16 protein-coding genes and 2 tRNA genes are annotated in these 15,087 nt (G+C 22.2%); 14 read left to right on the top strand and 4 right to left on the bottom strand.

Annotated elements, in window-relative coordinates; all coding sequences use genetic code 11:
* Positions 1 to 167: 167 nt before the first annotated feature.
* The 12 genes from H0H37_RS02750 to H0H37_RS02695 all read left to right on the top strand — a co-directional run bounded on the left by H0H37_RS02750 (position 168) and on the right by H0H37_RS02695 (position 11,307).
* Entirely contained in the window at positions 168 to 1,388 is a 1,221-nt protein-coding gene (locus tag H0H37_RS02750) for a mechanosensitive ion channel family protein (RefSeq protein ID WP_185882421.1), read from the top strand.
* Positions 1,389 to 1,740: 352 nt separating this feature from the next.
* Complete coding sequence (locus tag H0H37_RS02745) at positions 1,741 to 4,020, top strand: aconitate hydratase (RefSeq protein ID WP_185882420.1); 2,280 nt, start codon at positions 1,741 to 1,743, stop codon at positions 4,018 to 4,020.
* Positions 4,021 to 4,083: 63 nt separating this feature from the next.
* Entirely contained in the window at positions 4,084 to 4,959 is an 876-nt protein-coding gene (gene lgt / locus H0H37_RS02740) for a prolipoprotein diacylglyceryl transferase (protein ID WP_238785489.1), read from the top strand.
* Positions 4,960 to 4,964: 5 nt separating this feature from the next.
* Positions 4,965 to 5,480, top strand: a complete 516-nt coding sequence (locus tag H0H37_RS02735) for a DUF192 domain-containing protein (RefSeq protein WP_185882419.1) — start codon at positions 4,965 to 4,967, stop codon at positions 5,478 to 5,480.
* Positions 5,481 to 5,484: 4 nt separating this feature from the next.
* Complete coding sequence (locus H0H37_RS02730) at positions 5,485 to 5,814, top strand: HesB/IscA family protein (protein ID WP_185882418.1); 330 nt, start codon at positions 5,485 to 5,487, stop codon at positions 5,812 to 5,814.
* Positions 5,815 to 5,822: 8 nt separating this feature from the next.
* The gene (gene sufB, locus H0H37_RS02725) at positions 5,823 to 7,274 is read left to right on the top strand and encodes a Fe-S cluster assembly protein SufB (RefSeq protein ID WP_185882417.1); all 1,452 of its coding nucleotides are present in this window, start codon (positions 5,823 to 5,825) and stop codon (positions 7,272 to 7,274) included.
* 15 nt (positions 7,275 to 7,289) lie between these two features.
* Positions 7,290 to 8,033 (top strand): Fe-S cluster assembly ATPase SufC, encoded by a 744-nt coding sequence (gene sufC / locus H0H37_RS02720; protein WP_185882416.1) that lies wholly within the window; start codon positions 7,290 to 7,292, stop codon positions 8,031 to 8,033.
* 38 nt (positions 8,034 to 8,071) lie between these two features.
* Complete coding sequence (locus H0H37_RS02715) at positions 8,072 to 9,406, top strand: SufB/SufD family protein (protein WP_185882415.1); 1,335 nt, start codon at positions 8,072 to 8,074, stop codon at positions 9,404 to 9,406.
* Positions 9,406 to 10,656 (top strand): aminotransferase class V-fold PLP-dependent enzyme, encoded by a 1,251-nt coding sequence (locus H0H37_RS02710; RefSeq protein WP_185882414.1) that lies wholly within the window; start codon positions 9,406 to 9,408, stop codon positions 10,654 to 10,656. The genes H0H37_RS02715 and H0H37_RS02710 overlap by 1 nt, the downstream gene beginning before the upstream one ends.
* Positions 10,653 to 10,973, top strand: coding sequence for a 50S ribosomal protein L21 (gene rplU / locus H0H37_RS02705; protein WP_185882413.1), 321 nt, complete (start codon positions 10,653 to 10,655; stop codon positions 10,971 to 10,973). Before H0H37_RS02710 ends, rplU begins: the two co-directional genes overlap by 4 nt.
* A 3-nt stretch (positions 10,974 to 10,976) precedes the next feature.
* On the top strand, positions 10,977 to 11,243 hold the full coding sequence (gene rpmA / locus H0H37_RS02700; RefSeq protein ID WP_185882412.1) for a 50S ribosomal protein L27: 267 nt from the start codon (positions 10,977 to 10,979) through the stop codon (positions 11,241 to 11,243).
* Positions 11,234 to 11,307, top strand: a tRNA-Arg gene (locus tag H0H37_RS02695). Before rpmA ends, H0H37_RS02695 begins: the two co-directional genes overlap by 10 nt.
* Positions 11,308 to 11,340: 33 nt before the next feature.
* On the opposite strand, the gene H0H37_RS02690 is transcribed toward H0H37_RS02695, so the two are convergent.
* Positions 11,341 to 11,415: transfer RNA gene (locus H0H37_RS02690), tRNA-Ile, on the bottom strand.
* 88 nt (positions 11,416 to 11,503) lie between these two features.
* Between H0H37_RS02690 and H0H37_RS02685 the strand changes: the two genes are divergently transcribed.
* Positions 11,504 to 11,812, top strand: coding sequence for a ribosome-binding factor A (locus H0H37_RS02685; RefSeq protein ID WP_185882411.1), 309 nt, complete (start codon positions 11,504 to 11,506; stop codon positions 11,810 to 11,812).
* Between the two features lie 82 nt (positions 11,813 to 11,894).
* Here H0H37_RS02685 and H0H37_RS02680 read toward each other — a convergent pair whose 3' ends face one another.
* Together H0H37_RS02680 and H0H37_RS02675 are read right to left on the bottom strand one after the other, a co-directional pair.
* Positions 11,895 to 12,812 (bottom strand): ribonuclease Z, encoded by a 918-nt coding sequence (locus H0H37_RS02680; RefSeq protein ID WP_185882410.1) that lies wholly within the window; start codon positions 12,810 to 12,812, stop codon positions 11,895 to 11,897.
* Positions 12,794 to 13,594 carry a CPBP family intramembrane glutamic endopeptidase gene (locus tag H0H37_RS02675; protein ID WP_185882409.1) on the bottom strand — a complete coding sequence of 267 codons (801 nt, stop codon included), beginning with the start codon at positions 13,592 to 13,594 and terminating at the stop codon, positions 12,794 to 12,796. Before H0H37_RS02675 ends, H0H37_RS02680 begins: the two co-directional genes overlap by 19 nt.
* 125 nt (positions 13,595 to 13,719) lie before the next feature.
* On the opposite strand from H0H37_RS02675, the gene H0H37_RS02670 reads away from it, so the two are divergent.
* The gene (locus tag H0H37_RS02670) at positions 13,720 to 14,907 is read left to right on the top strand and encodes a M14 family zinc carboxypeptidase (RefSeq protein WP_185882408.1); all 1,188 of its coding nucleotides are present in this window, start codon (positions 13,720 to 13,722) and stop codon (positions 14,905 to 14,907) included.
* 13 nt (positions 14,908 to 14,920) lie between these two features.
* Here H0H37_RS02670 and rpmH read toward each other — a convergent pair whose 3' ends face one another.
* Entirely contained in the window at positions 14,921 to 15,070 is a 150-nt protein-coding gene (rpmH, locus tag H0H37_RS02665) for a 50S ribosomal protein L34 (protein WP_185882407.1), read from the bottom strand.
* Positions 15,071 to 15,087: the final 17 nt, after the last annotated feature.

Genomic DNA, 15,087 nt, shown 5'->3' with positions numbered 1-15,087 from the left:
ACCTGGTTAATTTAAAAATTAAATTAAAAATTTATTTTATATTTTTATAATGCAAAAAAACTTAATATCTATTATATTATTCAATCTTCCAAGAAAAAGACAATGATTCAAAAATTATTGTGTATCATATTTAATAAAAACATTGGGATTGGTTAGTATATAACAGTATGAAGGGTATCATTATTTTTTTTAATCAGTTAGAAATTAAAAAATGGTGGAGCATAACAATGATTATAATTTTCAAATTATTATTATTTATTATTTTAATTATTGTTATAGCATGGATTTTTAATAAAGGAGTACGTTTTATAAGTAGAAGAATAGGAGATTCTACTAATTTTAATTGGAACAATATTTTTTATGAAAATAAAGTTTTTGATAGTTTATCTCATTTTTTTACATTTTTTATTAGTTATATTTTAATTCATCCATTTTTTAATGAATATCCAAATGCAATTAGTTATCTATCAAAAATATTTGATATATTATTTGTTTTGATTATTTTACAATTTTTAATTAGAGTAATTAACTCAATTATGAAAATTGCTACTAATGAAAATAATCATCAAACAATTGCAGTAAGATCTTTTTCTCAACTTTTGAAAATTTTATCTGTTATTTTGTGTTTTTTAATTATTATCGCAATATTAACCAAAAATGATCTTACAACTATATTCACTAGTTTAGGAGCAATTACAGCTATTTTAATTTTAGTATTTCGAGACGTAATATTAGGTTTTGTTTCTGGTGTTCAAATGGCATTTACTAAAATGATTAAAGTAGGAGATTGGGTTGGAATTCATAAATATAAAGTAGAAGGAACTATAAAAGAAATTAATTTAATTTCTGCAGAAATAGAAAATTTTGATAAAACTATTACCATTGTTCCTACTTATGATTTAATATCTACTGCCATAACTAATTTTGAAGTGATGAAAATAAAAAACATTAGAAGAATTAAACGATCTATTTTATTTGATATTAGATCATTTCATTTTTGTACTGCTTCAATTTTAAAAAAATTTGATGAAATACAGTTGATAAAAAATTATATTCAGGAAAAAAAACGAGAAATAGAAATGATAACTAAAAATCAATTTATTAAAAATTCGTTTTTAAAAAAAATGAATTTAACAAATATAGAATTATTTCGACAATATGCTTTATCATATTTATATCAACATCCAAAAATTTCAAATGAAGAAGTATTAATGGTGAGAAATTTAGAACCAACTCCATATGGATTACCTGTTGAATTTTATTGTTTTGCTATTACTTCTGAATCTATAAAATATGAAAAAATACAATCAAGTGTATTTGATCATTTATTAACTGCTGCTAAAGAATTTAATTTATTAGTTACACAAATTACTTCAAATCAAAATTAATTAAATATGATTTACTACTCATACCTAATAATAATTAAATAATATTGATTTAAAAAATCATATTATAATTTGATATTTTATGGTTAGGTTAGTTAGGCAGTGATAAAATTGTTTTTTCATTCTCCATTAATTAATTACAAAAAAAATTATTGTATGTAAATATATGTCCTACAAAATTATTATTATAATTTTGATAATATTACAGGTATTAAATTATGTTACCTTATTATTATATAATTACGACGATTAATATAATAATTATCAACCTTGTATACAACACATAGATAAAAACCTATTTACTTTTATACAAAAGTTTATGTTTTTATAAATAAAACATTAATAAAAAATAATTATGATTTGTGATTTTAATATGATTAAAAATTTTTATTCACAGTTTGAAGTAAAAATAAATGAAATAAAAGAAAAAATTCAAACTCCCATGACCTATTCTGAAAAAATATTGTATTCACATTTATATGATGTAAAAAATAATATTATTAAACATAATTCTTATTTAAAATTAATTCCAAATCGTTTAGCTATGCAAGATGCAACAGCTCAAATGGCCTTATTACAGTTTATGCAGACAAACAAAGAGCATACTGAACTTCTTACTACTATTCATTGTGATCATCTGATACAAGCTCAATATGGATATTCACATGATGTCATAAATTCTGAAATAAAAAATAAAGAAATATATAATTTTCTAAAATCTGCATCTGCAAAATATGGAATAGAATTTTGGCCACCTGGATATGGAATTATTCATCAAGTTATTTTAGAAAACTATGCATTTCCAGCTGGCTTAATACTGGGTACAGATTCTCATACTCCTAATGCTGGAGGATTAGGAATGTTAGCCATAGGAATAGGTGGGGCAGATGCAGTAGAAGTAATGTATGGTATACCTTTTAAATTAAAAAAACCAAAAATCATTGGAGTTCATATATCTGGAAAATTAAGTGGATGGGCATCACCTAAAGACGTAATATTAAAATTATCCGGAATAATAGGTGTATCTGGCGCTACAGGTTCAATTATAGAATATTTTGGAAAAGGAGCTGAAACATTATCATGTACTGGAAAAGCTACCATATGTAATATGGGAGCAGAAATTGGAGCTACAGCATCGATATTTCCGTATGATGATACAATGGAAGACTATTTATATAAAAGTGGAAGAACAAAAATTTCTGAAATATTACATCCAATCAAAAATCTTTTTCAATCAGATATACAAGTTTATGAAAATCCAATAAAATATTATGATCAAGTCATTAATATGAATTTATCTATGATAGAACCACATATTAATGGTCCTTTTACTCCAGATAGAAGTATTCCAATTTCTAACATGAAAAAAGAAGTATTTAAACATCATTGGCCAATTAAGATAGAAGTAGGATTAATTGGGTCTTGTACAAATTCATCATATGAAGATTTTTCAAAAGCAATATCTATTATTAAACAAGCTAAAAAGACTAAATTAAAACTATCTTCTGAATATTTAATTACACCAGGCTCTAATATAATTTATTATTTAATGAAAAATAATGGATGGTTATCAATTTTTAAGAGTATTGGAGCTAAAATATTTTCTAGTTCATGTGGTCCATGTATTGGACAATGGTCTAGAAATAACAATAATAATATAAAAAACACAATTATTCATTCTTTTAATAGAAATTTTTCGTCTAGAAATGATGGTAATCCAAATACACATGCTTTTATAGCATCACCAGAAATTGTAACTGCATTAGTATTTTCTGGCAATTTAACTTTTAATCCAAAAGAAGATAGTATAAAAAATGAAAATGGAATTAATATAAAATTAGACATTCCTAAATATAGTGATCTTCCAATATTTTTTAAAAATAAAAAAGAAAAATTAAAATTATTTGGATATAAATTTTTGTACCAACAAAACAATCCAAAAAATAATATATCGATTAATATAAATCCTAAATCAGAAAGATTACAAAGATTATCATCTTTTTCATTTTGGAACCAAAAAGATTTATTAAATCTTCGATTATTAATGAAAATTAAAGGAAAATGCACCACAGATCATATATCTATGGCTGGTCCTTGGCTTAAGTATAGAGGACATTTGAAAAATATATCTAATAATTTATTAATTGGAGCAATTAATTCATTTAATAATAAAAATAACAATATTAAAAATGTTATAACAAAATCTTACGGTACTGTTGCAGATGTGGCAAAATATTATAAAATTGTAAATATAGGAACTGTTATTGTAGGAGAGGAAAATTATGGAGAAGGATCATCTAGAGAACATGCAGCTATGGAACCACGTTATTTAGGAATACGTGTTGTTTTAGTAAAATCCTTTGCCAGAATACATGAAATGAATTTAAAAAAACAAGGTATTTTAGCATTAACTTTTTTAAAACTATCTGATTATGATAAAATATATGAAGATGATGTGTTAAATTTTTTTATCAGTAATTATAATTTTCAAAATGGTAAAAATATCAAAGTTAGATTAGTTCATAACAATGGTTTAGTTGATAATATCACTGTAAAACATTCTTATAATGAAGAAGAAATTAAATGGTTTGAATATGGATCTTATTTAAATTTTATACAAAAAAAAAAGTGTTAATATGTTTTATGAAAATTTGTTTCAACATGTATAAATAATTTGAAATATTATTCAATATAAATAATGATATATATACATTGGGATCCAATAAATAAATTTGTTGTTTGGGGATATTTTACTATTCATATTTATAGTATAATGTTTTTTTTATCTTTTTTGATAGGATGGTATATTATGAAATCTATTTATGAATTAGAAAATATTTCTATCAAATATTTGGATTCATTATTAATATATACAACATTAGGAACTATTATTGGAGCTAGAGTTGGACAAGTATTATTTTATGATTTTTCATATTTTTTTGATCATTGGATTGAAGCATTTTTTCCAATTAAAGAAAATAAAACACATTTTTTATTAGGTATTATTAAAGGATATGAATTTGTTGGATTTAGAGGTTTATCTAGTCATGGAGCTACATTAGGTATTATAATATCTAGTTTATTATACAGAAAAAAAGTAATTAGAAAACCTTTTTTTTGGTTAACTGATAGATTATGTATAGTAATTTCATTAGCTGCTTTCTTTATAAGAATAGGAAATTTTTTTAATTCTGAAATAGTTGGTAAACCTTCTAATTTACCTTGGTCAGTAATATTTTATCAAATGGATAGTGTATATGGATCATCATTAATTCCTAGACATCCTACTCAGATATATGAATCTATTATTTATTTGGTTGTTTTTTTATTATTATGTATATATTTTTTTATAAAAAAAGATCAATATATTGTTGGATATTTATCTGGTTTATTTTTTACAATTATTTGGTCATTTCGTTTTATTTTAGAATTTTTAAAAGAATCACCACAACATGAACAAATTCATCATCATATGTTTTGGTTAAATACTGCTCAATATCTGAGTATACCTTGCATTATTTTTGGAATTATTCTTCTTTTTATTATCAAACAAAATAAAAATTGTTTTTCTTAAAAATTATGAAAAAAATATTTGTTATTATTTTGTTTTTATTTTTATTTTTTATTATTTCTTCTGAAAAAGAAGATAATGAAAATGATATGTTATTTGATTTTGATATTGGAAATAAATTAGAAATTAATTTTATCAAGAATGGAGAATTATATATAATAAATAAAAATGATCTAAAAAAGATAGATGTAGAAATCGCAGTAGATAAAATACAAATAAATAATGGATTATCATATAGATCTTCTTTAAAAGAAAATAGAGGAATGTTATTTATTTTGAATAATGAAGAAGATATAAAGAATTTAAATATGGACAATATTAGAATTCCTTTAGATATTATATATATAAATCAAAATTATGTTGTTTCGTTTATTAAGAAAAATGTTTTTCCCATGGAAGAGATAATTCTTAATAAAGAATTAAATAATATAAAATATATTTTAGAGATTAATTCTGGTTTATGTGATAAATTTGGTATTAAATTAAATAAAACAAAATTTTTGTTAAAAACAATAAAAAATTAATTATATGATTATTATATCTGATCAAGCTAAAAATAAATTATTTTCTATTATGAAAGATGAAGGGTTATCTTATCATAGTTCATTTATAAGATTTGGAGTTAAAAATGGTGGTTGTTCTGGATTATCATATGAATTGTCTTTTGATAATCAACCAAATCAAGAAGATAAAATTTTTCATTATAAAGAAATGAACATTTTAATAGATAAAAATAGTTATCCTTATTTATTAGGAATCACTTTAGAATATTCAGGAGGATTGAATGGAAAAGGATTTTATTTTAAAAATCCTAATGCTAAACATACTTGTGGTTGTGGAAAAAGTTTTTCATCATAAAATAAAATATGATAAAGAAAAATAAATCATTGGAAAATTTTATTCATTCTGAATATAAATATGGATTTTATACACCTATAGAATCAGAAAAAATACCAAAAGGATTAAACGTAGAAACTATTAAAACAATATCAAAAAAAAAAAATGAACCTAAGTGGATTTTAGATTGGAGATTAGAATCTTATTCAAAATGGAAAAAAATGAAAATACCACGTTGGTCAAATATTACATATAATATACCTGATTTTAACAATATTATATATTTTTCTGCTCCAAAAACCAAATTAACTATAAATGATGAATTAAAGAATATAAATACCGATACCACCGAATTATCACAAACATTTGATAAATTAGGAGTGTATACAAATAAAAAATCACATTATGTTGCTACGGATTTTGTATTAGATTCTGTTTCGTTAACTACTACATATCAAGATAAATTATTACAAGAAAATGGTATTATATTTTGTTCAATTAATGAAGCTATAACAAAATATCCAAATTTAGTTCAAAAATATTTTGGTTCAGTAGTTGGTCAACAAGATAATTTTTATGCTTCACTTAATTCAGCTGTTTTTTCAGATGGATCTTTTTGTTACATTCCAAAAGGAGTACGTTGTCCAATGGAATTGTCTACATATTTTAGAATTAATGAAAGTGGAACTGGCCAATTTGAGAGAACTTTAATTGTAGCTGATACAGGATCTTATGTAAGTTACCTAGAAGGATGTACAGCTACTCAAAGAAAAGAAAATCAATTACATGCAGCAGTTGTAGAAATTGTTGCTTTAGATAAAGCTGAAGTTAAATATTCTACGGTTCAAAATTGGTACCCAGGAAATAAACAAGGTGTAGGAGGCGTATTGAATTTTGTCACAAAACGTGGTTTATGTGAAAAAATGGCTAAAATATCTTGGATTCAAGTAGAGACAGGATCTTCTATTACGTGGAAATATCCATCATGTATTTTAAAAGGTGATGGTTCAATTGGTGAATTTTATTCACTTTCTATGACCAAAAATTTTCAACAAGCTGATACAGGAAGTAAAATGATACATTTAGGAAATGGTACAAAAAGTGTTATTATATCAAAAGGAATATCTTCTGGAAATGCACAAAATAATTATCGAGGATTAGTTAAAATATCTGATAAGGCTAAAAATTCCAGAAATTTTTCTCAATGTGATTCATTATTAATAGGAAATAAATGTGGAGCACATACTTTTCCAAGTATTGATGTTAACAATTCAACTTCTAAAGTTGAACATGAAGCAACTACATCAAAAATAGGAGAAAATCAAATTTTTTATTGTAATCAAAGAGGAATAGGTAAAGATAAAGCTATTTCTATTATTGTTAATGGATTTAGTAATGATATTTTAAATAAATTACCAATGGAATTTTCTATAGAAGCCAAAAAACTTGTGGAAATTTCCCTAGAAGGAACTATAGGATAATCAAATAATCATTATATGTTACATATTGAAAATTTACATGTTGATATTAATCAAACTCACATTTTGAAAGGATTAAATTTAAAAATTTTACCTGGAGAAATACATGTAATTATGGGACCTAATGGATCCGGGAAAAGTACATTAGCATCTGTTATATCTGGTAAACCAGAATATAAAATAACAAAAGGAAATATTTTTTTTTATAATAAAAATTTAATTAATTGTTCTCCTGAACAAAGATCTCAATTAGGTATTTTTTTATCATTTCAACATCCTATCGAAATACCAGGTATTTCTGTGATTAATTTTATAAAAACATCGATTAATGAAATTAGAAAATCAAAAGGATTACCAGAATTACTAGCTAAAGATATTATAATAAAAATGAAAGAAATTGCTACACTTTTAAATCTTTCTAAAGAATTTTTTTATAGATCTTTAAATGATGGCTGTTCAGGAGGAGAAAAAAAAAAAAATGAAATTTTTCAAATGGCAATGTTGAATCCTTTATTATCTATTTTAGATGAAGTAGACTCAGGATTAGATATTGATTCTTTACGTATTATTTCAAAAGTAATAAAATTATTCAAAACCAATCTAAATTCTCTCCTTATAATTACACATTATAAAAGATTCTTAGATTATTTATTTTCAGATTATATTGTTCATGTTTTACATAATGGAAAAATTGTTAAATCTGGAAATCAAAAATTAGTGGAAAAATTAGAAAAACAAGGATATGATTGGATAATCAACTAATTTTTATACTAATTATACTGAAACAGTAATATATTTATATGGAAAACCAAGATTGTTTAAAAAAACAAGTAATTTCTTCTTTTTCTGCAAAACATTATAAAGGAGAGCATCTTTTTATTTCTAAATTAAGACATCAAGCAATTAATACTTTTATCAAAAAAGGGTTTATATTTGATAATAAATACAATACATTATTTTCAATTTTTGATAAAGAATTTAATTTTTTTGCAATCAAAAAAAATATAGAATTAGTAAATCCTAATTCCAACTATACCATATTACAAAAAATAAAACATTTTTTATATTGTAAAAAATCTTATATTATTGTGTGTATTAATGGACAATATAATTATATTATTTATCCTGATAATGTATACGACAATAAAATCATTATATCTAATATTTTTTCACAAAAAGAAAAATATATTAAACCATTTTATAGTACATTATTAAATGTATATTATAATCCGTTTAGTATCATAAATACTATTTTTTCAATAAATGGTGTTTATATATATATTCCTGATCATGTTATTTTGAAACATCCAATAGAAATATTACATATTTCTACTAAATCTTATAAAAAAACTATGTTATATTTCAGGAATTTAATTATAGTTGGAAAATCTTCTTATGTAAACATTATTGAAAGTTGTAAATCATTATCATTGGAAAAATCTTCATTTATTAATAATTCTGTCACTGAAATTTATGCTATGCATAATAGTAAAATTGATTATTATAAAGTACAAAATGATTTAGAAGATACATATTTTGTAGATAATACTTATATTAAACAATATATGGATAGTTCTTGTTCTACATATACTTTATCATTGAAAGCAAAATTTATTAAAAATTATCTCAATTTTTTTTCTCATGGAAAGAATACTTCATCTTATTTATATGGCATTTCTTTGTTATCTCAACAACAAATAATTGATAATGAAACTTTTATTCAACATTTATTTTCTAATTCTAAATGTTTACAATTATATAAAAATATTTTATTAGATCAATCAATTAGTATTTTTCATGGAAAAATTTTTGTTAGTAAATTAATTCAAAAAATTAATGCTTTTCAGAAAAATCAAAATATTCTTCTTTCAGAAGAAGCTCATGTTATATCCAAACCTCAATTGGAAATTTTTTCTAATGCCATTAGATGTTCACATGGATGTACTATAGGAAATTTTAATAAAAATGATATATTTTATTTACAATCTAGAGGACTGAATAAATATAATGTACAAATTTTATTGTTAATTTCTTTTTTAGACAAAATATTACAAAATATTAAGATTAGTAAAATTAAAATATTAATTATTAATTATATCGAATATAAAATTAAAAATAATATATATAATGTATAATGTTGTCACAAAAAGAAATTCAAACTATTAGAGATCAATTTCCTATTTTAAAAACTAAAATTGATTCCCATTCTTTAGTATATATAGATAATGCTGCTACTACTCAAAAACCAATAAAAGTTATTAAAACAGCAAATGAATTTTATATACACCACAATTCTAATATTCATAGAGGTGTACATTTTTTAAGTAGAAAAGCTACAGATAAAGTAGAATTTGTTAGAAAACAAATACAAAACATGATTAATGCTAAATCTGCTTCAGAAATTATTTTTACAAAAGGAGCAACAGAATCTATTAATTTAATTGCTTACAGTATTGAAATATTTCTTGAAAAAGGAGATGAAATAATTATTTCATCTATGGAACATCATTCTAATATTATTCCATGGAAAATTCTTTGTGATAGAAAACAAGCAATATTAAAAATTATTCCAATTAATAAAAATGGATTATTAGAATTAGAATATTTTGACTCTATTATCTCATATAAAACTAAATTAGTTTCCATAACTCATTTATCTAATGTATTAGGAATTATAAATCCAGTAAAATATATTATAAAAAAATCTCATCAATATGGATCAATGGTGTTAATTGATGGAGCACAAGTTCCATCTAATTTTAATATAGATGTACAAGATTTGAATGTAGATTTTTATGTATTTTCTGCACATAAAATGTATGGACCTACTGGAATAGGAGTTTTATATGGTAAAAAAAATATTTTAGATAAAATACCTCCTTATCAATCAGGAGGAGAAATGATTAAATATGTAAGTTTTCAACAATGTCATTATTCAGATTTACCGTTTAAATTTGAAGCTGGAACTCCAAATATAGAAGGAATTATTGTTTGGGGTAGCGCTATTGATTTTGTTCAAGAAATTGGAATCGAAAATATTCAGTTATATAAAAAAGAACTTTTAATTTATGCAATAAAACGTTTAAATTCTATAGATGGAATTCATTTATATGGAGGTGGTATGAATAATATTGATGTTAAATCTAGTATGATTTCTTTTAATTTAGATAGATTACATTATTTTGATGTTGGTATTATTTTAGATAAATTAGGAATTGCAGTTAGAACGGGAACTTTATGTGCACAACCATTAATGAATTTTTTTAATGTAGAAGGTATGATTCGTGTTAGTTTTTCTATATATAATACTTTTCAAGAAGTAGATTATCTTTATGAATGTATTATAAAAGCACAAAATATGCTATTTAAATCAATTGGATTATGATATATGCTATTGCTAATATTCGAGGAATACAATTTAAATTTATTGAAAATAAATATTTATATATTCCTTTTAATTGTGATATGGTATTAGGAACAAAAGTTGTTTTTGATCAAGTATTGTTTTTTTATAAAAATGGATTAGTTCAAATAGGTAGCCCATTTTTAGAAACAATTCAAATTAAAGTTGAAATTTTGAAACATGTAAAAGGAAATAAAATTATTATTTTTAAAAAAAAAAGAAGAAAAGGATATAAAGTAAAAAGAGGATTTAAACCTAAATTTACCAAGTTAAAAGTGATGAATTTTGTAGAAAAATAATATATGGCACATAAAAAAGGTTCTGGAAGTTCTAGAAATGGTAGAGATTCTGCTGGTCGAAGATTAGGTGTAAAAGTATATGGTAATCAATATATTAAATCTGGTGGTATTATTGTTCGTCAACGTGGAACAAAATTTTTTCCAGGTAAATATGTAGGAATTGGAAAAGATCATACATTATATGCAATGAAAAATGGGTTTGTTTTTTTTAAAAAAAGAAAAAATAAGCTTACAATATCTATTATATCAAAAAAATACTTGGCTGGATAGTTTAATTGGATAGAACAATAGTTTCCTAAACTATAAGTTTGAGGTTCGAATCCTCATCCAGTCACTAACTATGTAGTAGTAGGTAGACGATTGGGTGTGGTCCCAGTTGGATTTGAACCAACGACTACCTGATTATGAGTCAGGTGCTCTAACCATACTGAGCTATGGGACCAATACAATAAAAAATACAATTTTACAAAATTATTTGTATGATTACAAATTTTTATTAATTAAAATTACATAATTAAAATTATGAATAAATGAATCCTCTTCAAAAGAAAAAATTAAATTCAATATTTTATTCAGAAATAGCAAATATGCTTCAAGAAGAAGTCAATAAAGAAATTTTAAAAAAAGGCATTTTAATTACATTAATTAAAATTAGTTTTAGTCAAAATATGAATTTAATAAAAGGATATATTTCAATTTATCCTTTTATAGATGAACAAATTATAAATCAAATTAACTATAAAACTAAAATTTTTAGAAAATATCTTTCTAAAAAATTACGATATCATGTCAAAAAAATTCCTAGATTAAATTTTATTATTTTGAATAATTCTTTCTGATATGAAAACTTATTATTATCTAGAAAGCAAAAGTCAAACGATATTTTGGTACTACAATAAAATAAATTATTTAAATATTATGTTATAATAAATAAGTCTGTAAAGATTTGGATGCTTCTACATGATTGAAAATTTCTTGTGCTTCTTTTTCAAAATCTTGAATATCCGTAAATCTATGAGAATAATGACCTAATAATAATTTTTTTACTTTTGCTTCTTTTGCTATAATAGCTGCTTGATAAGCAGTTGAATGACCAGTATTAATTGCTCTAATTTTTTCTATATTCAAAAAAGTTGATTCATGATATAATAAATCTACAAATTGTATTTGTTCTATAATATTAGGATAAAAAGAAGTATCTGAACAAAAAGCATAAGATAATGTGTTTTTTGGATTAAAAGTTAATTTTGAGTTTGGAATAATTATCCCATCATGTGTTTTAAAGTCTTTTCCTATTTTTAAATTTTTATAATCCACAACATTTATATAAGGAATTTGTTGTATTGCATGCATATTTAATTTACGATAATTAGATTTTTCTTTAAATAAAAAACCATTAGTATAAATTCTATGTTTTAATGGAATTGTATAAATTGCTACCTTTTCATTATCCAAAATTTTTTCTGTTTTATCAGAAGATAATTCTATATAAATAATATAATATTTTAATTTAGTATATGACCATTTAAAATGTGATTCTATAATTTCTTTTAACCCTTTTGGTGCATAAATATTCACAGATTTTTCTCTGCCTAATAAATTAAATGTTGATAATAATCCAATTAATCCAAAAAAATGATCTCCATGTAAATGAGAAATAAAAATATGTTCAATTTTATTAAATTTGATTTTTGACTTTCTTAATTGTACTTGTGTTCCTTCTCCACAATCTATAAGAAAATAATAACCTTTTATTTTCAAAATTTGAGATGTTGGATAAAATTTAGTTGTAGGTATGGAAGAGTGACATCCTAGAATTGTTAAGGCAGTATTTTCCATTTTCTTTTATTTTTAAAAATAAAAATGCAACCTAAAATAATAATAGTAATACAACTAATTAATATAATATAATTGGAAGTAAAATTATAAAATATTTGTTCATGATTTTTCATAAATAATAACATGAATGAAGCAAAAACATTATTAAATATATGTAAGAATATACAATCTGTAATAGAAACATTAATAAAGTAAATAAATCCAATAAAACTTCCAATTAAGAATCCACTTATAAATTGCCAAGGATTCATATGAGTTAATCCAAATAAAAAAGAAGAAAATAAAATTGCTTTGACTGGATGTATATTATTTTTTAACATGCCATGTAAAATAATTCCTCTAAATAGAATTTCTTCACATATAGGCGCTAATATAGATGTTATAAAAAAAAAAGTAATTATATTTTTAGATTCTTCTATAACAAAGTGTTCTATTTCTTTGTGCATATTGCCTATAATAGGGCCATTTTTAGGAATTAAAGAAATAAAATAATTATTACATATTATTATACATAACATTATAATAAATAATATAGTATAAATTTTATATGAAGAAAGTTTAAATGAAAAATCTATATATATATTTTTTTTTTTATTTGTATAAAAAATATATGCAAATAAACATAAAAATGGAATAATATATAATATTGAAAATATAATATATTTAGGTATATTAATTGATATTAAGAAATTTTTAAAAATAAGATTAATAACATTTAATATACAAAATTGTAAAATTAATATAAAAGATTCAATATAATTGATTTTATATAATTTTTTCATACAAAATATGGTATTTATTTATTAATTAAAATATATATGTATTTATATTTATTATGCATTTATATTACAATTTATTATTTTATTTTAAATGCAATGCAAAATATAATTTTTTTATAACATGTTTTATGAGTAACATATTTAGTTTTTTGAATATAGATGCTTGGTTATCTAATTATTATTCTATCATTATGGATCATGAAATCAATGATTCTAAAGTATTTCGATATTTTAATCTTTTAAAGATAATAAAAAAATATAAAAAAATTTGTTCTATAAGTCCAATTGGAAGATCTATAGAAAATAGAAAAATTTTTAAAATCAAATGGGGACTAGGATATTATAAAGTCTTTATTTGGTCACAAATGCATGGAAATGAAACAACTGGAACAAAAGCAATGTTTGATATTTTACATTTTTTTTTAAAACAAAACAATACCGATTTAGTAAAATTTTTAGAACAAAAATTAAATATTGTTTTTATTCCTATGTTAAATCCAGATGGATCTGAAATATTTCAAAGAAGAAATGCTATTAATATTGATTTAAATAGAGATGCCTTACAATTACAATCTCCTGAAATTCAAGTGTTATTTAATGAAATCAAAATTCATCAACCAAATATATTATTTAATTTACATGATCAAAAAAGTATTTATAATATTGGGGATAAAATATTTAATCCATCTATTATATCATTTTTATCTCCTTCAATTGGAAAAGAACATTCCATTAAAATACATTTAGAAAGAAAAAAAGCTATGGGATTGATTTCTATTATTGCAAAAACAATGTATAATTTTTTACCACAAATAGGATCTATAGGAAGATATTCTGATCAAATTTATCCTACAGCAGTAGGTGATAATTTTCAAAACAGTGGAACATCTTGTATTCTTTTTGAAGCTGGAAATTATCCTGGAGATTTGAAAAAAAAAATTATAAGAAAATATAATGCATTATCTATTTTAATAGGTTTGTATATACTTGCGACTACAAAAAATCTAGAACAAGAAGCATATTTTTATTCTGATATTCCTGAAAATAAAATCAAATTAATGGATAAAATTTATAGACAAATTTTAATTGAAAAAAACAGACAACAATTTATTTTTGATATAGGAATAAATTATATTGATAAGTATAATTGTGTTACATATGACATTGATTTAATCCCAACAATAATCGATATAGGTGATTTATCTCATTTTTTTGCATACCAAGATATTTTATGTAAAGGTAAACGTATTGTATACAAAAAAGGACAAAAACATTTACCAAAATTAGGAGAAATCGAATTATTTAATATTTATTAATTAATTAATTAATTTATTTTTTAAATTTGATAACTGATAATTTACTCCTTTTTTTTTTTCTTCTTCTAGATATAATTTGTTTTCCATTTTTGGTTTTCATTCTTATTAAAAATCCATGTAGATTTAATTTTTTTTTATTAGAAGGTTGAAATGTTCGTTTCATAAAAATTGCAATAAAAT

This window comes from Blattabacterium cuenoti (assembly GCF_014252335.1).
GTDB lineage: Bacteria > Bacteroidota > Bacteroidia > Flavobacteriales > Blattabacteriaceae > Blattabacterium > Blattabacterium cuenoti_AL.
Note: the sequence above shows the minus strand (reverse complement) of the source record. Positions and strands in the feature narration are given on the sequence as shown.